The organism is uncultured Nostoc sp., assembly GCF_964247315.1.
Taxonomy (GTDB): domain Bacteria; phylum Cyanobacteriota; class Cyanobacteriia; order Cyanobacteriales; family Nostocaceae; genus Nostoc.
The window spans coordinates 61,162-85,502 of sequence record NZ_CAXTTT010000011.1; the positions used below are offsets into that span (position 1 = coordinate 61,162).

19 protein-coding genes are annotated in these 24,341 nt (G+C 44.0%); 12 read left to right on the top strand and 7 right to left on the bottom strand.

The features are described from left to right. Nucleotides 1-343: 343 nt before the first annotated feature. Nucleotides 344-2,077, bottom strand: coding sequence for a R3H domain-containing nucleic acid-binding protein (locus tag ACFE93_RS05760; RefSeq protein WP_375472408.1), 1,734 nt, complete (start codon nt 2,075-2,077; stop codon nt 344-346). A gap of 74 nt (nt 2,078-2,151) precedes the next feature. After that, nucleotides 2,152-3,360, bottom strand: a complete 1,209-nt coding sequence (ldpA, locus tag ACFE93_RS05765; RefSeq protein ID WP_375472409.1) for a circadian clock protein LdpA — start codon at nt 3,358-3,360, stop codon at nt 2,152-2,154. A gap of 220 nt (nt 3,361-3,580) precedes the next feature. Here ldpA and ACFE93_RS05770 point away from each other — a divergent pair, with 220 nt between their 5' ends. From ACFE93_RS05770 to ACFE93_RS05780, 3 genes are all read left to right on the top strand, one after another. After that, the gene (locus ACFE93_RS05770; RefSeq protein WP_375472410.1) at nt 3,581-7,933 is read left to right on the top strand and encodes a PAS domain S-box protein; all 4,353 of its coding nucleotides are present in this window, start codon (nt 3,581-3,583) and stop codon (nt 7,931-7,933) included. Next, nucleotides 7,930-9,579 (top strand): ATP-binding protein, encoded by a 1,650-nt coding sequence (locus tag ACFE93_RS05775; RefSeq protein ID WP_375472411.1) that lies wholly within the window; start codon nt 7,930-7,932, stop codon nt 9,577-9,579. Before ACFE93_RS05770 ends, ACFE93_RS05775 begins: the two co-directional genes overlap by 4 nt. 124 nt (nt 9,580-9,703) lie before the next feature. Then, nucleotides 9,704-10,063, top strand: coding sequence for a VOC family protein (locus ACFE93_RS05780; RefSeq protein WP_104905986.1), 360 nt, complete (start codon nt 9,704-9,706; stop codon nt 10,061-10,063). Nucleotides 10,064-10,199: 136 nt separating this feature from the next. Here ACFE93_RS05780 and ACFE93_RS05785 read toward each other — a convergent pair whose 3' ends face one another. Together ACFE93_RS05785 and ACFE93_RS05790 are read right to left on the bottom strand one after the other, a co-directional pair. Beyond that, entirely contained in the window at nt 10,200-11,393 is a 1,194-nt protein-coding gene (locus tag ACFE93_RS05785) for a Coenzyme F420 hydrogenase/dehydrogenase, beta subunit C-terminal domain (RefSeq protein ID WP_375472412.1), read from the bottom strand. A gap of 209 nt (nt 11,394-11,602) precedes the next feature. Beyond that, entirely contained in the window at nt 11,603-12,577 is a 975-nt protein-coding gene (locus tag ACFE93_RS05790; protein ID WP_375472413.1) for a DNA polymerase III subunit delta', read from the bottom strand. 243 nt (nt 12,578-12,820) lie between these two features. On the opposite strand from ACFE93_RS05790, the gene ACFE93_RS05795 reads away from it, so the two are divergent. Further along, nucleotides 12,821-13,027 carry a hypothetical protein gene (locus ACFE93_RS05795; RefSeq protein WP_375472414.1) on the top strand — a complete coding sequence of 69 codons (207 nt, stop codon included), beginning with the start codon at nt 12,821-12,823 and terminating at the stop codon, nt 13,025-13,027. Nucleotides 13,028-13,186: 159 nt separating this feature from the next. On the opposite strand, the gene ACFE93_RS05800 is transcribed toward ACFE93_RS05795, so the two are convergent. Beyond that, complete coding sequence (locus ACFE93_RS05800; RefSeq protein WP_375472415.1) at nt 13,187-13,600, bottom strand: hypothetical protein; 414 nt, start codon at nt 13,598-13,600, stop codon at nt 13,187-13,189. Between the two features lie 504 nt (nt 13,601-14,104). On the opposite strand from ACFE93_RS05800, the gene ACFE93_RS05805 reads away from it, so the two are divergent. From ACFE93_RS05805 to ACFE93_RS05840, 8 genes are all read left to right on the top strand, one after another. After that, nucleotides 14,105-14,704, top strand: a complete 600-nt coding sequence (locus ACFE93_RS05805; RefSeq protein WP_375472416.1) for a PadR family transcriptional regulator — start codon at nt 14,105-14,107, stop codon at nt 14,702-14,704. A 12-nt stretch (nt 14,705-14,716) separates the two neighbouring features. After that, nucleotides 14,717-15,574 (top strand): sugar kinase, encoded by an 858-nt coding sequence (locus ACFE93_RS05810; protein ID WP_375472417.1) that lies wholly within the window; start codon nt 14,717-14,719, stop codon nt 15,572-15,574. A gap of 82 nt (nt 15,575-15,656) precedes the next feature. Further along, the gene (locus ACFE93_RS05815; protein WP_375472418.1) at nt 15,657-16,517 is read left to right on the top strand and encodes a 3'(2'),5'-bisphosphate nucleotidase CysQ; all 861 of its coding nucleotides are present in this window, start codon (nt 15,657-15,659) and stop codon (nt 16,515-16,517) included. 415 nt (nt 16,518-16,932) lie between these two features. Continuing rightward, entirely contained in the window at nt 16,933-17,247 is a 315-nt protein-coding gene (locus ACFE93_RS05820) for an RNA recognition motif domain-containing protein (RefSeq protein WP_375472419.1), read from the top strand. 123 nt (nt 17,248-17,370) lie between these two features. After that, complete coding sequence (gene rpsU, locus ACFE93_RS05825) at nt 17,371-17,565, top strand: 30S ribosomal protein S21 (protein WP_069073011.1); 195 nt, start codon at nt 17,371-17,373, stop codon at nt 17,563-17,565. A gap of 584 nt (nt 17,566-18,149) precedes the next feature. Then, nucleotides 18,150-19,226 carry an alpha/beta hydrolase gene (locus ACFE93_RS05830; RefSeq protein WP_375472420.1) on the top strand — a complete coding sequence of 359 codons (1,077 nt, stop codon included), beginning with the start codon at nt 18,150-18,152 and terminating at the stop codon, nt 19,224-19,226. A gap of 176 nt (nt 19,227-19,402) precedes the next feature. Further along, nucleotides 19,403-21,520 (top strand): catalase, encoded by a 2,118-nt coding sequence (locus ACFE93_RS05835; protein ID WP_375472421.1) that lies wholly within the window; start codon nt 19,403-19,405, stop codon nt 21,518-21,520. 307 nt (nt 21,521-21,827) lie between these two features. After that, nucleotides 21,828-22,547, top strand: coding sequence for a hypothetical protein (locus tag ACFE93_RS05840; protein ID WP_375472422.1), 720 nt, complete (start codon nt 21,828-21,830; stop codon nt 22,545-22,547). Nucleotides 22,548-22,616: 69 nt separating this feature from the next. On the opposite strand, the gene ACFE93_RS05845 is transcribed toward ACFE93_RS05840, so the two are convergent. Next, a complete protein-coding gene (locus tag ACFE93_RS05845) occupies nt 22,617-23,504 on the bottom strand; it encodes a hypothetical protein (RefSeq protein ID WP_375472423.1) in 888 nt (295 codons plus the stop codon). Between the two features lie 49 nt (nt 23,505-23,553). Beyond that, nucleotides 23,554-24,063, bottom strand: a complete 510-nt coding sequence (locus tag ACFE93_RS05850; RefSeq protein WP_375472424.1) for a hypothetical protein — start codon at nt 24,061-24,063, stop codon at nt 23,554-23,556. Nucleotides 24,064-24,341: the final 278 nt, after the last annotated feature.

The following is a 24,341-nucleotide window of genomic DNA, read 5'->3' on the forward strand; positions in this document are numbered from 1 at the left end:
GATGACAGCGAATTGCTGCAAGAAGATTGAATTATTAGCTTGAGTATAAATAATGATTTTGACGATTTTTGATGGTTAAAGCGCTTTTCAAATAAAAGGCTACGGTGTACACATAAGTTATCCGATTACCCAAAAGCCCTTCAAAACCTCACCCTGTCCTATCGGACATCCCTCTCTTTAGTAAGGAGAGGGACAGGTTTTGTTGATAGCAAAACTTTTCTTGAGATATCTCAGGGGCTATGAGACTAACCGTAATTGCCTTGACAAAGACTTGTGTGTACACCGTAGTTATGCTGTTAGGAGAGACAAAGCTACGCTTTGGCTCTTTAGTGGGTTCTTAAAGTTACGCTGGATAAATCCGTAATCTTCTATTTGGTTCTTCGCCAAAACTATGCGACTTGAGGCGATAATGTTCTACCAACTCATGTTGCATTTTGCGGACTTGGGGAGAACGCGGCAATAACTCGACTGGCTGTCCTTTAGGAATCACAATTTGCTCAACGGCAAGTCTAGCTTCTTCTAAAGCATCCATTTCATCATCGCTACCATTGTGCAAAAACAATTGTAGTTCTCTATCATCGGCCATTTCTGGATCGTCGATGTTCAGCAAGCGCCGTAAACCACGGGTAATTTGCGGAATGGTGCTGGACTTAATCATGTGGATGGGTACATGACGAGCTTTGGCCATTTGGCGTAATTTGGCGTGGTTTTTGACGTGCGATCGCAGTGCTAAAATTGCATCAGCACTATCTATATCTTTTGTCAATACCACGGGCAAAGTTAGCACGCTAATCACCTGTTCGAGTTGGTGGCGGCTAACCCCATAAGGGTAAACGTGCAATGGCAAATCTTCACCATTCGGCCCTGGCTGTCTAGTAGCAGCATCAAAATCAATGCTCTCAGAATAATTGAAAGATTCATCCAGCAAACGGTCAAACTCACTGCGCCCAGTTACCCGCTCTACAGGCAGTTGCGGTAGTGCGACCATTTGTCCAGATGAACGCCAGCCATTAGACGGTCGTGCTGGTGGGAAAGAATCCTCCACTGTTCCTAGCTGTCCACCCCGACCGTTGACAACAGCTAACTGCCTTGTAACCGCAATTTTGCCGTGGTCATCAACGGTTCTCGTTTGTGGAGTAGGCTGACGCCCCCGCAGCAAATTATCTACGGTGTCAGCAACACTTTCGTGTACTGTCCAACGTTGGCGTTCCAACATTTCCACAGCAATTTCAAAGGTAGGTGGGGCTTTCCGCTCCAAAACAGTCTTTTGAGAGCCTCGCCGTCTGGCTTCATCGTCTCCCAGCGTCACAGCTTGGATACCCCCAACTAAATCGGCTAGGGTGGGGTTTTTAATCAGATTTTCGATCTGATTACCGTGGGCAGTACCTACCAACTGTACACCCCGTTCCGCAATGGTACGAGCCGCTAAAGCTTCCAGTTCTGTGCCAATTTCATCAATCACAATGACTTCTGGCATGTGGTTTTCCACTGCCTCAATCATCACCTGATGCTGTTCATTTGGATGAGCCACTTGCATCCGCCGGGCGCGACCAATGGCGGGGTGAGCAACATCACCATCCCCAGCGATTTCGTTGGAGGTGTCAATAATCACCACTCGCTTATGCAAATCGTCAGCTAAAACACGGGCTATTTCCCGTAAGGCGGTAGTTTTACCCACGCCTGGACGCCCCAGCATGAGAATCGATTTACCAGTTTCTACCAAATCGCGGATCATGCCAATGGTTCCGAATACGGCTCGACCAACGCGACAGGTCAAGCCAATAATCTTACCAGTGCGGTTGCGGATGGCGCTGATCCGATGCAAAGTTTGCTCAATTCCTGCCCGATTATCTCCGCCAAAGATTCCAACTCGTTGAACGCAATCATCTATTTGTTCTTGAGTAACGGGTACTTCGCTCAAATACTCAGCTTGATTAGGAAAGCGAGCCTCTGGGCGACGACCCAAATCCAAGACCACTTCTACTAAACTATCTCGTTTGGGATGACTCTCTAGTACTTGTTGCAGGTCTTGGGGCAAAATGTCTAATAACTTTTGGAGATCGTCTGTAATCGTCATGCTTTCTATGGTGACGTTTTTAGAGATAGCGAGGACATTTGCGTGCAGGAGAACCCGCCCTAGGTATTGAGCGATTAACGCTCCTGCTGTGACTTTATCTGGGAAACGAGAGAATGGGCAAGTTCTACAGCTTGCCAAAGTAATACTTCATCTTCTTCTAGGCGAACAGTCGCCTTCACATTGGTGTTACTTACCTCCTTATTCTCTAACTGTTCGAGAATTGGTGACAGCAGTACACGGGCGTAGCTACCGTATGCGACCCCGGCAATGTGGGAGGGCTGAGTGCTGTTAGCGGTAGCGGGGCGTTTAGCCCGTGCTGTTAGCGGATAGCTAGGGTTTAGCCCGTACTGAGTAATATAGTCTTTCTCAACACTCATAACTCGGAACTCAGCACTGTTTAACAGTCCCATTGCCTTTAACTTAGCAACGGTATAGCGATTAGTGCCGCCTGCTAACTGCACATATCCCGGTAACTTAGCTGCCAAAACTTTTTGCCCTAATTTCACCGTGGCTATTGTGGTGCCATCGCCAATATCACCACTCATGGGACGACCGTCGGTTTGCCAAATTAAAGCACCCTTAATTGGGGCAATCAGGTCATACAGCGCTCTCAAGTAGTCAATCATCCCCTCACCATCAGGACAGCTGATGGCTAGTAACTTTAATCGATCGGCCCACGGTGAAATTGCTTGCCATAATCGCTCAAATTCTGCCAACCGCCCAACTTTTGTATGGATTTCTATGGCATCTACTCCCGTTGACATTATCAAGGGCGCGATCGCTCCCGGCGTTGTCACGTATGAAGCTGTATAAATTATATTATAAGGGCAAATTGGTATGCAACGACCGCAGCCATAACACTTTTCGGATACTACTCCTGAAAAGTCTTCTTTGATACTGTCAAACACGATCGCTTGTGCCGGACAAATCCGTTCGCAGGGTCTAGGGCAGTCTGTAGGACACTCATTAGGATTGAATTCTGCTTTGCGAAAATGGGGGTCTTCTCCATCGTTTAGGCTGACCATCAAAAAGGGTAAATTGCCTTTGTAGTCAAAGCCTCGCTTTTGGGCATCCTTAGCCAGAGATTTGGCTACTTGTAACCCTGATTGCGCTGCTGCAATCACTGCTGGATCAGCTGCAACATCTATGCAGTCAGCGCCCGCCAAAGTATAGGCTAACGTTAAACTTCTGACTGCCGGCAAATGCTGGAAGCTGGCTCCGCAGATCAGCTTGAACCAGTCACCTTGTTTGAGAGATTGTAAAGGGGCGAACAGATCAGTCACTATTCTATTATGCGTTTATACGACTAAAAATAGTAGTCCGCGATCGAGAAAAAGTCCGAATTTGCTAATTTAGGGTTTATTGAATTGGGCATGGGGCACAAGAAAGAGGCGGAGGGGCAGAGGGGCAAAAGGGATAAAACTTACTACAACTTCTCTTCTCCCCTGCTCCTCTGCCCCCCGCTCCCCACTCCCGCAGCTGTCTTAGGAGGCCACAACATACATGACAACTGTATTTTTTGTAGAAGACTCTGCTGAAGATAGAGCTTTGTATCGACGCTTTTTAGAGCAAGACGATCGCTACACTTATGATATTTACGAATTTGAGTCTGGAAATAAGGCGCTACAAGCTTGTCAAGAGAAAATACCAGATGTGATTTTGTTAGACTTTCAATTACCAGATTTAGGCGGGCTGGAATTTCTCACTCAGCTACAGAGGCAAACTTCCAACAGCCAAGTATCAGTAATTATGCTGGCTAGACAGAGAGACGAAACGATCGCAGTCCAAGCGATCAAAAATGGAGCGGATGATTATCTAGTCAAGGGAAAACTGACTTGTGAAAATTTCTGCCGCACGATTCATGGGGCGATCAAGCATAAGCAGTTGATGCAGCAGCTAGAACAGCAACAGGAACACCAACGCCTAGTCGGAGCGATCGCTCTTAATATTCGTCAATCCTTGAAGCTTCAAGATATCCTTGCCACGAGTGTCAAAAAAGTCTGCCAGTTATTCAAGGCTGACCGCGTATTGGTGTATCAATTTACCCATAAAATGCATGGTAGTGTTGTGGCGGAGTCGATACTACCCCAATGGGCACCAATTTTCGGATTGGAGATTGAAGCTACCTGTTTTCAGGAAAATCATCAGGAAGAATACCGCCAAGGAAAAATCTGGGCGGCGACGAACATCTACGAAGCGGGTTTAAGTAATAGCCATATTCAACTTTTGGAACAGTTTCAGGTGAAGGCGAATTTAGTTGTCCCCATTTTGTTAGAAAATAAGGGGACTCAAGCACTTGAATGGGGGCTATTTATCGTACATCAATGTTCTGCCCCCCGACAATGGCAGACATTTGAGGTGGAGTTGCTCAACCAACTGACGGTACAACTAGCGATCGCTATCCAACAAGCCCAACTCTACCACAACCTCCAAACCCTCAACACGGAGTTAGAAGCCAAAGTAGAAGAACGCACTGCCAAATTGCACCAAAGCGATCGCCGATTCCGCGCTATCTTTAATAACACTTTCCAATTCACAGGACTGCTAACGCCATCTGGCATTTTACTGGAGGCGAACCAGACGGCGCTAAGTTTTGGCGGACTGAAACTGGAAGATGTCATCGATCGCCCTTTTTGGGAGGCACACTGGTGGACAATTTCACCGCAAACTCAAGCAGAATTAAAACGAGCGATCGCTCGTGCAGCTAAAGGGGAGTTTATCCGCTATGAAGTTGATGTTCTCGGTGCAAATAACCGAGTAGCAACAATCGATTTTTCACTCCGTCCGCTTTTATACGAGACAGGTAAAGTTGTTTTGTTGATTCCAGAAGGGCGAGATATTACCGAACTCAAACAGGCTAAAGAAAAACTTCAACAAAGTGAAGCACTGCTAGCCACTACTCAAAAAATCGCCCATATAGGCAGTTGGGAATTTAACTTAGAAACGAAAAAGCGCTACTGGTCAATGGAAACCTTTCGCATCTCTGGTCTAAATCCTACTCAAGGCGAACCCACCCAGGCGGAACTTCTCGAAATAATTCACCCAGACGATCGCGCCTGGATGGAGGCTCAACTGGAACAGGCGATTTCTACGACAGACTACGCCTACGCTCAAGAAGCCCCTTTCAATCTTGAGTATCGAATTATCCGACCTGATGGTTCAGTGCGCTACGTTGAGTCGAAAGCAGAAATAGCTTATGACGCTCAAGGGCAGCCAGTTAAGCTGTTGGGAGGGGTTCTAGATATTACAGAACGCAAACAAACTGAGTTAGAAATCATTCGTAGTCGTGATCTGCTAGAAGCTGTTTATAATGAATCCGCTGATGCACTCTTTTTGGTAAATGTCGAAACATTACTGATCGCTGACTGTAACGAGCGAGCAGTGAAGCTATTTGCAGCCTCTAGCAAAGCTGAATTAATTAACATTCAAGGTAACACTCTGCAAAAACAACCATTCACTTCCGATGAGATTGCCACCTTTATGGAAGAAATTAACCAGCAAGGGTTTTGGAGTCGAGAAGTTGAATACATTACCAAGCAAGGCAAACCCTTTTGGGGAAATATCGCCGCCAAACAAATCACAGTCGCTGGTACTGTGATGCAACTAGTACGAATCACGGATATTACTGCGCGGAAGTATGATGAAGAAGATCGCAAACGATCAGAATTTGCTCTTCGAGAAAGTGAGGAACGACTACAATTAGCCCTTGAGGCTTCTGGAGATGCTTTGTGGGACTGGAATATTTTGACTAGACAGGTTTATTACAGCCCTCGCTATTTAGAAATGCTTGGATACCGCTTTGATGAACTCCCACAGGATTTTAGTACTTGGGAGCGATTAGTTCATCCAGACGATCTACCTTGGGTGGAGAAAATCTTGGCAGATCACCTCAAGGATAGTTCAACACAGTACAAATTTGACTATCGACTCCGAACTAAGTCGGGCGAATACAAATGGATTGCCAACTACGGTAAGGTTGTGATGCGAGATGCAGATGGTAATCCTCTGCGAATGACTGGTACTCATCGGGATATCAGCGATCGACAAGCCGCGCTACGCGAACGCAAACAAACTGAAGCAGCCTTAGCCAAAAGTGAAGAACAACTGAGACTAACGTTGGAATTTAACCACATCGGTCTTTGGGATTGGAATGTTCAAACAGGCGAAGTTATCTGGAACGACAACCATTATCGTTTGTTAGGTTTAGATCCAGAAATATCAGCAGCCAGCTATCAACTATGGCGCGATCGCGTGCATCCAGAGGATGTTGACCGAATTGAACAGGCTGTATCAAATGCACTGGCACAACATATTAATTTTCAAGGTGAATATCGAGTAATTTTTCCTGATGGCAGGGTTCACTGGCTCACGGGGAAAGGGCGTGGTGTTTACAACGAAGCAGGCAAGCCTGTACGGATGTTAGGGGTAATTATTGATATAAATGAGCGCAAGATTCTAGAGCGAGAACTAGCTCACAAGCAAAAGTTATTGGATACCTTCATCAATAGTGCACCCGTTGGTATAACCATTCTTGATCGGGAACTACGTTATTCATTAATTAATGAAGCATTAGCAGAAATTAATGGTATTCCCGCAGCGGCGCATTTTGGCAAAACACCGTGGGAGATTGTTCCTGATATAGCACCCAAGCAAGAGCAAGTCTTTCGACATATCTTAACAACGGGTGAACCGATTCTGGATTTGGAAATCAGTGGAGAAACCCCAAAATTTCCAGGTGTAATCAGGACTTGGCTAGCTTCCTATTTTCCAATTCAATCTGAAGCCGATCAACCCATTAGCATCGGCGTTGTGGTAGTTGAAATCAGCGATCGCAAACGCGCTGAACAAATGTTAGAGTTGCAAGCAGTCATCACCCGCAACATGGCAGAAGGAATTTGCCTAGTTCGCGCCATAGATGGCGTATTTGTCTACGCCAATCCTAAATTCGAGCAGATGTTTGGCTATCACCCTGGTGAATTAATTGGTCAGCATGTGTCAATTGTCAACTACGGTAATGAAAATAATACACCTGAAGATGTTAGTCAGGGGATTTGCACTGCTATTTTGGAACATGGTGAAGCAACCTATGAAGTCCATAATATTAAAAAAGATGGTACTCCATTCTGGTGTAGCGCTACCGCTTCCGTTTTTGAACATCCTGAGTATGGAAACGTCCTTGTCGCCATCCAACAAGATATCACCGAACAAAAGCAAGCGGAAGAAAAAATCAAAGCCTCTCTAAAAGAAAAGGAAGTATTACTCAAAGAAATTCATCATCGTGTTAAGAACAATTTAGGAATTGTCAGCAGTTTGCTGCAAATGCAATGCAGACGAACACAAGATCCTGTGGTGACAGCTATTTTGCGCGATAGCCAAAACCGCATTGCTTCCATTGCCCTAGTTCATGAAAAACTATACCGTTCTCAAGACCTCGCTGATCTTGATTTCGCTCAATACATTCCAGATTTAACAACTCATTTATTTGATTCCTATAATGTCAGTTCCAGCCAAATTCAACTAAATATTCAAGTTGATAATGCTAGCCTCGACATTGAAACCGCCATTCCTTGTGGCTTGATTATCAACGAACTGGTTTCCAATGCTTTAAAATACGCTTTTGCTGGTAATCGTGAAGGGAAAATTGAGGTTAAGTTTTATCAAGAATTTGAATCTGCTTTGACACTCATTATTAGAGATAATGGTGTTGGCTTACCTGAAAATTTTGATAGCAAAAAAACTAAAACGCTGGGCATAACCCTTGTCCAGGGTTTAGTCAAGCAGCTAAAAGGAAAGCTTGAAATTGACTCTCAACAGGGAACAGAGTTCAAAATTACTTTTACAAACAGCCGATCATGAACATAATTGGCATACCATCAAAGATGCAGACAAAGGAGACTGTTCGAGTTCTTGTTGTTGAAGATGAATATATCCTTGCTATCAACTTACAAGAAACTTTAGAGTCTCTAGGATATGTTGTTTTAGATATAGCCGATTCTGCCGAAGGGGCAATTACAAAAGCAATTGAATTACGCCCAAACTTGATTTTAATGGATATCAGGTTACGGGGTGAAATGGACGGCATCCAGGCAGCAGAGCAAATTTGGTATCTTTTGCAAATTCCTATTATCTACGTCACAGGTCACTCTGATAAAAGTACTGTCGAGCGGGCAACGCTGACATCTCCCTTTGGATATATTCTCAAGCCCATTAAGGAGCAAGAACTTTATGTTGCCATTCAAACCGCTCTTAATCGCTACAATCGCGAGCAATTTTTGAGTTCTGTGCTTCGAGAAATGGGTGATGGGGTAATTGTAGTAGATACTGAGTTGCATGTTAAGTACATCAATCAGGTAGCTGAAGCTCTGACAGGGTGGCGATGGGATGAAGCTAAAGACAAGATGTTAACTGAAGTTATTAAACTCATTGATGAAAAAACTCAGCTGCCGGCAAAAAATCCAATTATCGCAGCCCTCAAACAAGAAACTACTATATATCTAGGCAGTAGCGTCCTACTAGTTGCTAGAGACGGCACAACTATACCAATAGCCGATAGCGCTACACCTCTGAAAAAGAACAGCGGTGTAATTACAGGAGCCGTATTGGTTTTCCGGGATGACACACAACGACGGTTAACTGAAGAACGTAATCTCGCAGCTGAACGTGCCCAACAACTAGAAATTCGCGTGGCAGAACTTCAACGCGTGAACCAATTAAAAGAGGATTTTCTAGCAACCACTTCTCATGAAATGCGAACGCCCTTGTCAAACATCAAAATGGCAATCTCTGTGCTAGAAAATATTCTCGATCGGCAGGGTATCTTAAATTCAAACACACTTTCTCCATCTGAATCTGTAGCCCGCTATTTAGGTATTCTGCGTGAACAGTGCGAACAAGAACTGGATTTGGTAGATAATTTGCTGCATCTACGAATGATTGATGCAGATGTCTATCCATTGGAATTAACTTCAATTCAACTCCAAAACTGGCTGCCTCACGTTGCCGAGTATTTTCAGGAACGCGCTCAAGCTAGAGAACAGTCTTTTCAACTTAGTGTTTCTCCAAATTTACCACCTTTAGTTTCAGACTTGGCTAGCCTGACTGAAATTGTTTCAGAATTACTCAACAATGCTTGTAAATACACTCCGCCTGATGGACAGATTGCGTTGAATGTTCAGGTAATTTACACCACAAAAAGTCTGAGAAATGAGGATGCTAAATTTGGTGCATTACATAATTTTCAAGTTCCTTATTTTCAAATCACAATTAGCAATTCTGGGGTGATAATTCCGAAAAAAGAACAATCTCGAATTTTTGAGCCGTTTTACCGGATTCCTGAAAGCGATGCCTACGGCAACCCGAAACGGGAACGCTGGCAACAGAACGGCACAGGATTAGGTTTAACATTGGTTAAGAAATTAGTGGAATATCTCCAAGGCACGATTGAAGTTACCAGTTCTCATGGCTGGACAACGTTTACAGTTCAGCTGCCTTTGAGTTTGTGATAACATTTGTCATTTGTCCTTTGTCATTAGGCGTTGGTTATTAATTCTTCTCCTCCTGCCTCACTCACCGGAAGAGTTCAAACTACGTCAAAATCTAAATAAACGCGATCGCATCTTACCGACAATGCAGATTACCCAAAGTCTCCATACAGCGATTCTTGTGACTGACTTAGAACGCTCTGAACATTTTTATGAGAAAGTATTGGGATTATCTAAAATAGATCGTTCCCTAAACTATCCTGGTGCATGGTATCAAGTCGGCGACTATCAAATTCACCTGATAGTTGCAACCACTGTCCCCACGGAAAACCCAAACGAAAAATGGGGACGTAATCCCCACGTCGCCTTCACAGTAGCTGACTTAGACGCCGCCAAACAAGAATTCCTCAATCATAATTATCCCATTCAAGCCAGCGCCTCCGGTCGCGCTGCCCTGTTCACTCAAGACCCTGATGGGAATATTATCGAGTTGAGTCAGCAGTAAGGAGAAATGGGGAATGGAGGGTGGGGAAAAGGGGACAAGGGAGAATTATTAAACAAGTTTTTTCCTTGTCTTCCCCCTCTCCCTTGTCTTCCCTGTCTCTTCCCAATGCCCAATGCCCAATGCCCCAGTCCCTCTTCTATTCTGGTAATTTATATTGCCCAACAATACGTTTGGCAAACTCTGGAACGTGCGCTTCTAATTTCTCTGGATGATTTCGCTTCACATATAAATAATTCCGAGTAAAGTGAGAATCAATGGAAAATCGTGCATATTCTAGGCCCTTGGGGCCGATTTTTTCGATTACCACACCCATCAGTTTTGCTGCCCACATCGGGAGAGTAACGCCTTTATCATAAGCGGGAATACTTTGCTGTACGGCTTCTTTCCGGTTGCCTTTAGACGTTACTGGTTGGGTGTCTAACTGGTCTTTCACTAAATCCAGCATTTCTTTACCAGTGTCATTTCTAACTACAATCCATTGCCAACCGAAGGGTGCGCCCATGTAGCCAACAACTAAGTCGGCTAGGGAGTTGACGTAATCAAAGCAACTCATACAAGATGGGGCAAAGACATCTTTGAGTTTGTTGGTCTTCAAGCCAAAGAAAGGCACGGTTTCTGATGAGCCATCTTCATGTTTGAAATGAACCCGGAAGTCTTGCATGAATTCGTAATGCACAACTGTATCAGGCGAACGGCTGGTGGTTTCTAAGAATTTTTGCAGTCCAGCGCGGTTAACGTTATCTACGCAGGGCGTACCCAAAACATACAGCTTTTCTAAACCAAGTTGTTTTTCTACGGCTCGTAATGCCTGGATTTGGCAACCAACACCAATTACCAACAGCCGCTTCATCCCGGATTTTTCCACCTGTTCTAATATGGAAAGGTTCGGAGAAAGGGTTGGTTTATTTACTCGTGCTGCTAGTATTTCTTCTGGAGTACGGGCGATGACGGGCATGGGTTGAAAGCGGTCTTCTTTGGTGTTTTGCACGCAGACTACACCTTCAACTAAGCCGCGATTAAGCATTTCAATAGCAATGCTACTAACAATACCCGTCCATTGTGCGCCTTCGATGGGCTGATGTTTCTTCGCTGCTATCATGTCTTGATGAACACCAAAGTAGAGTTCATCGGGGTTTTCGAGATGGCGCGATCGCGTGTGTGTTTCTTCTTCAAGTTCGCCTATTTGCTGATTAATAAAAGCGCAGGCTTCCTTGACATAGTGAATATAGTATGTATCACATAGTCCGCACTCGCTACAGAGTTCTTTCGCAGGGCGGCGGCTGGTAGGTTTTAAGGCTCTGGCTTTTTTGTGAGGAAAAACTGAGGTCATATAAACTTTTTGTTTTATCCAGGAATCGCTTTTATTACAATACCTTCACTGGCTATGAACTTGACGATAGAGATTGAACAAGACATTGTAATGTTTTGAAACGCAGAGGGACGCAAAGTAACGTAGAGTTTTGCTTAATTTATTTTGCTACGAATTAATCAAATATTGTACTGAGGCTTTGATGAGGAAGTATAGAAATGCAATCGCACTCAGCGATGAGTTGGGGAAATGGAATTTGATTTTTGATACACAGATAAAAGCAGACATTCCCAAACTAGTCGTGGTTGAGCATAAGAAAGCAAGTGTTTTCGAGATTCTTCCAGCTGGTTAATAATACTAGGTTGATGCCACTGCTGCCAGTAGAATTGCTGAAGATAATCAACTAACCACAGTTGTGCTTCTGTATCTAAATCCTTATCAATTGTCTTAGCTAACTCTAAGGCGTTACGGTAAGATTTAGGCGCTTTTTTCAAGTCTTCAAGTAATTTATCGGGAATAGCTTGTAATTGCTCATAAGATGCGATCGCACTTCCAGCACTACCAGATGCTATGCTCAATACTGCCTGATTTGACAAAATTTCCTGATGACCTGTTTGTGTGAGTACAACAGCTAAAGACTGTGCATCTAAGCGATAAAAAGGAATGCGTTGACAGCGTGATACCAAAGTCGGCAACACAGATTCAGGTGTAGGTGCAATTAAAATTAATGTCGCCTGTCCCGGTTCTTCCAAAGTTTTAAGTAAAGCATTAGCTGCGGCTTCTGCCATTGTTTGAGCTTCTTCCAGCACTACCACATTTCTCGGCGCTTCCAAGGGCGGACGACTCAGAAACTCGGTAATTTCCCGAATTTGCTCTAGTCGAATTACCGGAGGTGCTTTACGCTTGAGTCCTTTCTCGGCTGCTTCTGTTGCTGTTAATCGTTGTCCCTGGTATTGGTATGTTGGTTGCACCCACAACAAAGCTGGGTGGTTCCCCTGACGCAAACGGTTTTGTAAAGATGCAGTAACTCCCATCCCACTAGAAAATAGCAATTCCACAAAGCATCTGGCTGCTAAACTCCTGCCTACACCATCTGGCCCCACAAATAAATAAGCTGGAGGAACCCGGTTTTGTCTAACAGCTTGAGTAAGTAATTCTATAGCTTGCTGTTGTCCAATAACTGGTGCAAATGGGTCATTAGTCATTAATTATATGTTGTAGAACTGCTGACAGGTCAACATAATTCGTAGTTGATAATTCGTAATTCGTAGTTGCAATTCCTTTGGGGCTTGAACTCTCCACTGTCTTGTTGACCACCCTTCAGCAGAGATTATGGTGAAAGCTTGAACCTCTTTTAATTAGGAATTACGAATTACGAATTAGTAATTATTTGGTCAATCGGTATGGCATAAAGCTGAAAGACCTCAGCCTTTGATAGCAGTTAGTTGATGAGTACTGAGTACGATTGTTACTTTTTTACTCAGCACTGTTTGGGTAAATTAGCGATCGCTTATAAAAATCTTACCTTTAGGGACTTCCAGTTAAAAAAACATCCCATCCCTGCGGGACGCTTTGCGAACGTAGGGGCACGGTATGCCCATTGGTATCAACTTAAGCCGAAAACTATATCGGACAGGCGTTTTGCAAATCCCTGACGCCCTCATCCCCTAACCCCTTCTCCCAAGGGAGAAGGGGAATTGAATGTCTAGCTTCCCTCTCACTTGCGGAGAGGGGCTGGGGGTGAGGGCAAAACGTTGTCACCAAGCGGGTTTAGCGTTAAGTTTACACCAATGGGTATGCCGTGCCCCTACTACTTAAACCTTAGACGTGAGAAATTTGGATATCTCTGCATGTGCCAACACAGCACCAGGTTCGCGCTGGAGAGCGTTGTAATACTTTCTCTCGAAGGTATTGCCCGTCTCTAACGGTACAATGAGTGTACGGACATCAGCAATCAATTTTTGGAAATCCTCCAGCAATATCGGTTCATCTGCTTGGAGCATTTCATCAACTTGCACAACCATCTCAGAAATCCGATGTAGCCAAGCAAATTGTTCGTGAGCGATGACTAGCTGAAGAAGTTCTCCACTTGATACTCGTCCACTAATCTGTTCGTAGGCAATGCGTTCTGTCTCCAGCAACATCTTGTGAAGGTAAAGTAATTTGTTTCGTAAATCACGCAGATATTGATGCTGACGTATTCTTTGTGTAAGTGTGTTAGAAGTCAATGTTACTTATCCTCTTGTTACAATAGTCTTCAATGGCTTAAATAATTTCTAAGCATTGAGAATTGGGCATTGGGGAGCCAGTGCGTTGGGCGGGCAATGCCCGACTTGTATCCCCTTCGGGGAAGCAAGCTACGCGCAGCGTCTCCCCTTGGGAGAAACAACTGGCGTCATTGGGCGAGAAGTGATAGGAGATAGGTAACAAGTGATAGGGAATAATATGTACCCTGTAACCTGTTACCTAATTCCCTTCTTCTTCCCTACTCAGCACTGGCTAAACCCTAGCTATCCGTAAACAGCACTCCTGAAGGGAGTTGGTAACTCTTCCCCATGCCCTTGTGAATGGAGTTTTTTATGTATTTGGTTTCCTTGCTAAGAAGCATTATAATTAACATATTTTTTTATAACCGTTATATCTTATATTTGATTAATCATATATTAGCATAAAATTAGTGAGAAGTACATAGTACTGAGCGAGAAAATATCAATTATGGGAAAACCATCTTCATGTCGCTAGCAAATGTAATTTTAGGTCTTCTTCAGCAGCAAGAAATGACGGGCTACGACCTCAAAACGAGCTGCTTCGATCAATGCATTGCCCATTTATGGCCAGCAGATCAGGCACAAATTTACAGAACTCTCGATAAGCTAGTTGAGCAAGGCTGGATTACCTGTAACATTGAGATTCAACACGATCGCCCCAACCGCAAAGTCTACAGTGTGACGGAGCTAGGGAAAGCCGAATTTAGCCGATGGCTAGGGATTCATCAGCCCTTACCGACTTTAAGAGAACCTTTACTCGTCCAGTTGCATTTTGCAGATCAGTTGTCGAATGAAACTATCATTCACTTACTGGAGCAACAATTGGCGGCTCGAAGCAAAAAACTGACTGAATGTGAAACCATCGATTTGCCATCACTCGGTGATGAATCTGCCAACCGCAAGCAGGTGATGCAAAGGCTGGTGCTGGAGTTGGTAATCCGCAGAGAAGAGACTTATATTGATTGGTTGAAGACAGCAATCGATGTTGTCAGTCGCCAAGAGCCATACCCATTTACCAAGAAAGAATTCAGGAGTCAGGAGCCAGAATTCAGAATTGAATTTTGAACGAAAGAGCAGATGAATCGTGGATTATTTGTAGGTTTAGTAACTTTAGATTTGATTTACCTTGCTGACTCTGCCCCTAAGAATAATCAGAAGATTGTCGCTACTGACTATACTGTAGCGGCAGGGGGCCCGGCAACCAACGCGGCTATAACTTTTAGCCATTTAGGTAATCAAGCTACAATCTTGGGTGTGTTGGGTTCTCACCCAATGACGCAGCTAATTCGAGGTGACTTGGCAAATTACAAAGTTGCGATCGCAGACCTTGAGCCTACCACTGATTTAGTACCGCCTGTATCTTCGATTGTTGTCACTCAAGCCACAGGTGAACGCGCTGTGGTTTCGATCAATGCTGTCAAAACTCAAGCTAGCAGCGCATCTATCCCGCCAGATATTTTGCAAAATGTCGATATCGTACTGATTGATGGACATCAGATGGCGGTTGGTGATTCCATAGTTCAAATGGCTAAAGCCAATAACATCCCAGTAGCGATCGATGCTGGTAGTTGGAAGCCTGGATTTGAGCAAATTCTGTCATTTGTCGATTACGCTATCTGTTCAGCTAACTTTTATCCTCCCAACTGCCAGACTGGAGAAGACGTTTTTAGCTATCTCAGTGGATTTGATATTCCTCACATTGCCATTACCCACGGGCAAGAACCAATTGAATACTTGAGTGGCACTAAAACTGGTATCGTAGATGTGCCGCAGATTCAAGCAGTTGATACGTTAGGGGCTGGAGATATTTTCCACGGTGCTTTCTGTCATTACATTTTAAGGCAAAACTTTACTGATGCACTGGCACTGGCAGCTAATATTGCTACTGATTCCTGTAAATTTTTTGGTACTCGGTGCTGGATGAATTTAAAATAATTCGTAATTCGTAATTCGTTAAACTAAGTATCACTGTGCCTCCCGAACCACGTTATACATATTTTTAATTCAGGTCAAATTAATGAAAGATTTACAAGAAATATTAGCGATCGCTCGTGAGGTAGGTTGGGGCGCAGCAGATATACTGCGATCGTATTACCACGGCACAGCAAAAGACCCTAACTTAGAAGTCCAATATAAGCAGAATGAGCCTGTCACTGTTGCCGATGTAGCTGTGAGTCAATACATTTTGCAGAGGCTACAAGCAACTTTAGGTAACGAAGATTTTACTTACATCAGCGAAGAAACTTATCAATCGCCAAGTACAGGTACACAGTCTTCTGCACCCTGGGTATGGATAATTGATCCTTTAGATGGCACACGAGACTTTATCGAAAAAACTGGCGACTATGCAGTTCACATTGCTTTAGTTAAGGAAACACGCCCAGTGTTGGCAGTGGTGGCAGTACCAGAGGCTCAAAAGTTATATTACGCTACCAAAGGCGGGGGTACATTTGTAGAAACCCGTAACGGATCTGTTCCTTTACAAGTATCAGCAGGTAAACGAGTTGAAGATTTAACCTTAGTCGTTAGTCGCTCTCACCGCAACCAACGGTTAGATCGCTTACTACAAAATTTACCCTGTCAAAACCAGAAATCTGTGGGTAGTGTAGGCTGTAAAATTGCCACCATTGTCGAGCAACAGGCAGATATCTACATTTCACTTTCCGGTAAGTCTGCGCCCAAAGACTGGGATATAGCTGCTCCAGAATTGATTTTAACAGAAGCTGGTGGTAAATTTACTCACTTCGACGGCACTCCGTTGCAGTATAACACTGGTGATATCAATCAATGGGGAGGTTTGCTTGCTAGTAATGGTGAATATCACGAAGTACTATGTAAGCAAGCAGAAGGTATTCTATCCCAGTTTGAGCATAGCTAATGGGGCACTTGAGGATGAATATTTTTTAATTTGGTTTAATTTATTTTTAAGACAGTTAATCATGGTATGATTGCCCTTATTAGTCATGCGCTAATAATGTTTATCTCTTAGTTCACAGCTTAATTTTAAAAACACTAAATATCGAGGCGATCGCGAGTTAATTACGATCTCCTATTAAAAGTGTAACTTTTATAGTACAAGTACAAGCAACAAAAGCCAGTCTTTAGAAAGTCCGCAAACCGTCCTTAAAGCTTTGATTTGTGAATAAAATTCACTATCAGACAATATTCAAAGGCTGAATGCTGTGCTACACTCATGGACATAAAGATTATTTTCGGTTGAGTAACTCGTTTTGATTTCTAAAAACCGTCTCTCCGAATTTAACTCTCTACACTCCCTGAATTCGGAGATTTCTATGTCAATTTACGTCGGAAACCTGTCCTATCAGGTTACAGAAGATGACCTAAAGCAGGCTTTTGCAGAATACGGAACAGTAAATCGTGTTCAACTACCCACAGATCGGGAAACAGGCCGGCCGCGTGGGTTCGCTTTTGTAGAAATGGAATCAGACACACAAGAACAAGCTGCCATTGATGCACTTGATGGTGCTGAGTGGATGGGACGTGATTTGAAAGTGAACAAAGCTAAACCTCGTGAGGAAAGAAGCAGCTCCTCTCGCGGTAGCTGGGGTGGCGGTAATAATGCCCGCCGCAACAATAATCGCTACTAAGTCAATTCCTGAGAATTTCACATTTAGAGTCTCCAGCAGATAAAGCCAAAGGCTCAATTCTGCTGGAATATTTTATTTGGTATCTAGTCTTGAACTATTCATCCAAATTAAGGAGGAATGAGAATGACACAAGTAGTTTTAGGGGAGAATGAAGGTATTGAATCAGCTTTGAGAAGATTTAAGCGGGAAGTTTCTAAAGCAGGAATTTTCCAAGATATGAGAAAAAAGCGTCACTTTGAAACGCCGATAGAAAAAGAGAAGCGTAAAGCAATTGCTAGGCACAAGCAACGTCGTCAACAACGTTCTCGCTTCAATTAAAAAGTCCAAGCAAATTTGCTCTTCGATTTAATATCCAGCCAGCATCTCTTTATTATTACCATATTTTTAGGCAAGCCACAAGTAATTAGGCATACATGAATAAATAACACTGTTCGTAGTAGCGCTGTATTGACTTTCAGCGCTATTAGCCGTACCTATTTTCAATTGCGTAAGGATTATTATGTTAAACAGCAGCCAAAACAGAGCAAATACCACCTTGCTTGAATGTAAACGCTTTGCTTAACTTTTTTGTATTCAAAATCACATCTGCATTTAGCAGTAGTTTATTCCATTACAAGAACTTAAGTATTACTAACCAATGCTAGAGGCAAGATTAGTTTCTAGCTTTTTAAGATTAATACTGATGAAATACTTTAATAAGGTTAAGTAAGTCTCTTCAATGCCATCCAGAAGTAAGCTTACTGCGATCTGAGCCACTTATAACAGGCTAATAATCCAGTGCTTAAGATAAATGATGTCGTTAGCGATGTCTACGACGGGCTATTCGGCGTCGCGTCAAATTGGATGGAAAACCTAGTCAGACTTAGGTTGAACTTCTGCTGTGATGCTTTTTGGAGGAGTTTGTGAATCAGAAAATATCGAGAAGAGAGTTTGCCACCCTGGCAGGATCGGGTGTGGTAGCGATCGCATTAGGTAGCCCACTTCTGGCAACGTCAGCAGGGGCTGTATCCACACCTGATGCTCAGATGAAAGCTGTGTTAGATGAACTTGCCTCTTTTAACGCACCGCCCATTGAGAAATTGTCGCCCATGAATGCTCGCAATAACCCGACTGTAGCAGATGCAGTTATGGGCGTGCTTGCTAAACGTCGCAAATCTGCGGTGGAAATGGTCGGGGATGTGAATCATCAACTTATACCAGGGCCGGGGGGCGATCTTCTAGCGCGTATTTATCTACCAAAGGGAAAAGGGCCCTTCCCCGTGCTGGTCTACTTCCACGGTGGCGGTTGGGTAATCGCCAATTTAGATACCTATGATTCATCGTGCCGCGCTTTGACTAATGCAGCTAACTGCATGGTTGTATCTGTCGCCTATCGCCAAGCCACAGAACATAAATTTCCGGCAGCGGTGGAAGATGCTTATGCAGCAACTCAATGGGTTATGGCGAATGCTGCCCGAATTAACGGCGACCCCAAGCGGGTTGCAGTCGGCGGCGAGAGCGCAGGTGGCAACTTGGCAGCTGTCACCTGCTTAATGGCGCGTGACAGAGGCGGCAAGATACCTGTACATCAGATGCTAATCTACCCCGTAACCAATTACGCTTTTGACACACCCTCCTACCAGGAGAATGCTAACGCCAAACCTCTTAACAAAGCGATGATGATGTGGTTCTGGAGGCAATATCTAAACAGTGAATCTGATGGGAGTAATCCCTATGCTTCACCACTGCGAGCAGAAAATCTGCGCGGTTTGCCACCTGCAACCGTAATTACGGCAGAAATTGACCCACTGCGTAGTGAAGGAGAAGCCTATGCCAAGCGTTTACGTGAGGCGGGTTCCTCTGTAAAGGCAACCAACTATAACGGCGTGACTCATGAATTCTTTGGCACCGGAGCAGTGGTAGATAAAGCGAAGCAGGCGGTTAAGGAAGCAGCAGCCGGACTGCGCTCTGGATTTATGAGTAACACTACTAAAAGCTAGTAAATCAGACAGCGCAAGTAGCCATTGCGATCGCCAAGTTTTGGCTTTGCAGTATGGTTTGAGGTTGGCAAAGACAGCGCAAGTAGCCATTGCGATCGCCCTGTCTAGGGCTAAACCAAATCCATAAGCCACGCTAATTAATTAAACTGTTGAATAGCACTAGAAAGCATCTAATTATGAGTGAACACAATCCGATCAACGAGCAAAGCAAACAGAAGGCTCTAGACTCCTTTCGTCAAGAAGCCGGAGAATATCTGACCACTAATCAAGGAATTCCGGTTAACAACACAAATGATTCGCTCAAAGCTGGATCGCGTGGCCCCACATTGATAGAAGACTTTCACTTCCGCGAGAAACTAGCACACTTTGACCGAGAGCGCATTCCAGAGCGGGTGGTTCATGCGCGAGGAGCAGGTGTTCATGGGTACTTCCAGCCTTATGAATCCCTGGCAGAGTATACAAAGGCAAAATTTCTCCAAGATCCCTCCGTTAAAACTCCGGTCTTCGTTCGATTTTCCACGGTTGCCGGGTTCCGGGGTTCAGCTGATACGGCGCGCGATGTACGCGGATTTGCTGTGAGGTTCTACACAGAAGATGGCAACTACGATATAGTCGGCAACAATATTCCGGTGTTTTTTATCCAAGATGCCATCAAGTTTCCTGACTTGATTCATGCCGTGAAACCCGAACCGCACAACGAGATACCCCAAGCGGGAACTGCTCATGATAACTTCTGGGACTTCATCTCGCTGATGCCGGAATCAATGCACATGATTATGTGGATACTGTCTGATCGCACCCTTCCCAGAAGTTACCGGATGATGCAAGGGTTTGGTATTCACACTTTCCGCTTTGTCAACGAACAAGGCAAAGCCAGGTTTGTGAAATTTCACTGGAAGCCGATTCTAGGCGTTCATTCAATAGTGTGGGATGAGGCGCAGAAAGCAGGCGGAAAAGACCCTGATTTTCATCGCCGCGATTTAGGGGACGCGATCGAAATGGGCGACTATCCTGAATTTGAACTTGGTGTGCAGATTATCGAGGAAGAGGACGAATTTAAGTTTGATTTTGATATCCTTGATTCCACCAAGCTGATTCCCGAAGAACTGGTTCCGGTGAAGCCAATTGGCAAGATGGTACTCAACCGCAACCCAGACAATTACTTTGCCGAAACAGAACAAGTTGCTTTTCAACCTGCCAATATTGTACCGGGCATCGACTTCTCGGATGACCCACTGCTGCAAGGTCGGATCTTCTCCTACGCTGATACGCAAGTACACCGTTTGGGAAGCGCAAATTATACCGATTTACCGATTAATCGCCCCGTTTGTCCGTTCCATAATAACCAACGGGACGGCGTTATGCAGTACAACATTCCCACTTCAAAGGTGAACTACTACCCCAATTCCCTCGGTAATGGTTGCCCGATGACAACTCCGGAAAATCTCGGCGGCTTTGTCAGCTATAAAGAGCGGATGGAAGGTAATAAAATCCGAGAACGCAGCCCTAGTTTCCAAGACCACTTCAGTCAGGCAACTTTATTCTGGAACAGTTTGTCTGAGACTGAGAAAGAACACTTAGTCAAAGCTGCACATTTTGAGCTGGGCAAAGTGATGAACCCCGCCATCAAAGAGCGGATGCTAGAGTTATTTAACTCTGTCGATCATCAACTGGTAACTCGCATTGCTGAGGGACTGGGCTTACCTGCTCCTACAGAAGTCAAACCAAATCATGGGCAGAAATCTCCGGCGCTCAGTATCCAAACTATGTTGGAAAAGATGCCAGAAAAAACGATTAAGAGTCGCAAGATTGCAATTTTAGCGGCGGATGGTGTAAATGCTCAGGAGCTGGGCACACTCCAGCAGGCATTAATGCAACAGGGCGCTCATGCGAAAATTGTTGCGACTCATGGCGGTAAAATCAAAGGCGATGATGGTCAGGAAATCCCGGTTGAGATGACCTTTGTGACAGCTGCTTCTGTGATGTTTGATGCGGTGTATGTACCTGGTGGAGCGCAGAGCATCAAGATGCTCAAGCAACAGGGAGAAGCGATTCACTTTATCAACGAGGCATTCAAACACTGTAAAGCGATCGCCGCGACCGGCGAAGGGGTTGAACTACTATCGATGGCTAATATTGAGGGCGTGAAGTTGTCGCAAGATGGCGCGCGCTCTGAAATGGGTGTGGTGACTTCTAGTGAATCTGACTTGAAGTCTGTAGCTGATGATTTTATCAGTGCGATCGCGCAACATCGCCATTGGATGAGATATCAAAAGGAAATGGTGCCTGCATAGCCACTTGCTTAACTTTGTGAACGATAACTAATCCTAAATGGGACAGAAGCAGGGTAAACTTAACTTCTGTCCTTTCCATTTTTACAGCCGACAATATATATTCTCATTTAGAGAAGTTTATCTATATTAAGTCAAATAGCCGTGTGTTTAATGCACCCCTGTGCGCCCTACCTTGTACCTCATCCCATAAACAAGCGCTATAGTTTATAGTTTATTGAGTTCCATTTGCGGAACTGAACTAATTAGGAATTACGAATTACAAATTACTTACTTAGTCTGCAATCCTTGGCTCTGGATTTTCAGCAAAATGTTACGACTTTATCATTTATTACTAGGATCTATTTTACTGGTGTCAATATCGGTGGGAGCCAAATTTGTTTTACCCCAATTTTCTTCACCCAAAATAGTAAAAACTTCTACCGTTACAAAATTTCCCAACTCTAATCAGGGAAATATCTGGCAGAAAATTCTGGGAAATGCTGCTGCTCCAACTAACTGGCAAGTTGCTCCCTGTGAAGGAAATGCACCCCTGTTGTGTGTCTCTTCCAAAGGAACACGTTTGGGTACAGTTGAGATTAACATTTACCCACTAGCAAATAATGAAGATTTCCGAAAGAAACTCTTAGCAGCTGGTATTCCAACTGCTTCTCTAATAGACTACCAAAGTTCCAAGTACCAAACCCAGTTATTACCAGTACTTAAGACTTGGATTATAGACCACTACGCTGCGTTTGTCAAAGATCGTCAGGGTGAATATGGAAAAGAGATTATTTTCTCAGCCTACCCACTGCAACCAGTACCCCTTGGTAAGCTTCAGGGAATCCGTTATGGGTTCGTCGGACTTAAGCAACAAGGTGGAGTACAAGAGCAACATATCGGTCATGTTGCCTTTGATGGCAGTAAACTTTACGTAATTACTACTGCATTTGACATAGGTACGCAAACAGGGAAGTTTGATAAACTAGAAAACCTGGCTATTTTTCAACCTTACTTATATGCGATCGCAGCAGATTTGCATTTACCATAATAATGGGCATGGGGCATGGGGCATGGGAAAAAACTTATTTTATTCCTAGTCCCCACTCCCCCAATCAAGCTAAATCTCAGCTACCGCGCGTTCAATCAAGCGATGTGCTAAAGTTTGCGTACCTGTGTGTTCGTAATAATTTGTTGCTACATCCAGGAACGCCGCCAGGTAATCTAACTTGTCATCAGCAATATCGGTAAAACTTTGCAAGTTGTGGACAACCTTTTGTGGCGTTAAATTATTGGCGCTAACTAGCTCACTCATCCAACCTTTAACTGAGTCAAAGCTTTCGCCGATAAAGTTGAGTTTTCCAGCAGAATTGTTACCTGGAATCACATCTTTGATGTTTTGGAAAGTCGAGTTTTTTTCTAACTCCTGTGGATTTGTTTGATTCAGACCAGATATCGCTTTGCTGATAAAATCTGGGCCCAAAGGTATCAAACCATCAACGCAAACTAATGCTACCATGCGGATCAATGACTCACTACTATACTCACCTAAAGAAGCGACAAAATCTCCAATACTGTCTCCAGGAATGCCGTTAATTTGACAGAAGGCTACTAACTCAGCCACTAATTTTAATGTTAGATCGATAGTTTGGGCTTTATCCGGTTTGGGAGTGACAGAGTTTAAAAAACCCAACAAAGGAATTTTTTCGCCGACTTTGTTGGCTAAAGCTGCTGCACCAAGCGCTTTATCTGTACCATCAACAGTTTGATATAACCATAAGGCTGTTTGGTATCCTTGGGATTTATCGTTGAATAGATAAATCGCTCTTTCGCCAATTTGCTGAATTAAATCTTCGTCGTCTTCGCCGGTGACTTTCTTAATAGTGTTGACAAAGCCGACGGTATTTTGCCACTCACCAGGAGCGGCAAAATCGAGGGACTTTAACAGAGAAACAGTCAAGCCGCTAGTTGGTAATCGATCGACCAACTCAAAAATTGATTTGCTCACAAAAATCTCCTGATTTAGGTTTTGTTATCTAAATGTTCGTAGTTACAAATCATTTCAGATTAGCTAAACGATTAAGATTAAACTTCTCTAACCAATCTGCGCGATCGCTAGCTGTAAATGACGGATCGCGAGAAAGTGCTTTTACTTGGTACTTACCTACTAAAATTGCAGTTTGCGTCTTACCAACTTCTATTGCGGGATAACCGCCAATTTTTTTGGTGCTTTTCGAGAACTTTGCTACTGCATTAGGTGTACTAGTAGTATCAGAAATAGACAGCAATGCTATATCTTTACCGCCTTTTTTCAACTTCGCTTCCGCAAAGCCTTTTTTCTCTTGGGTATAGACGCGCTGGTAGCCATCACCTGCATCAGGGAAAAGCTGATTAAATTCGCTACCTTGAGTTGCAGTCTTAGCGACTGATTGACCCTTTTTTTGTTGAGTGCTTTCTTTTTGCACCTGGTCAAAACGTCCAGGTGTTTTTGGGCTACAAGCTGTTGTCAGTAGTACTACCGACAGCAACAAGGCGGCTACTACCCTACGCCCACGGTGTAAAATCATTCTTGGCTTCTCCTTGAACTTGAGCTTTGAGGCAATTATCTGCGCTGCTAGCAATTATTACCCGTAAAATTTACTTTTTGATAATTATTTCCTAAGTTCTCAACTATAAAGGTCATTTTTGCACTGCTTAACGTAGCAATTAACCCAATGCAAAAACGCCCTCCCTTTCGGGAGAGCGTCTTCTATTTATAGAAAACCGTCAAGAGCGGATCTCAGATTATGATTAACCGTTAATAGCAGGAGCGGTAAGAGCTACAGGAGCAAGATCGCCAGCAGCC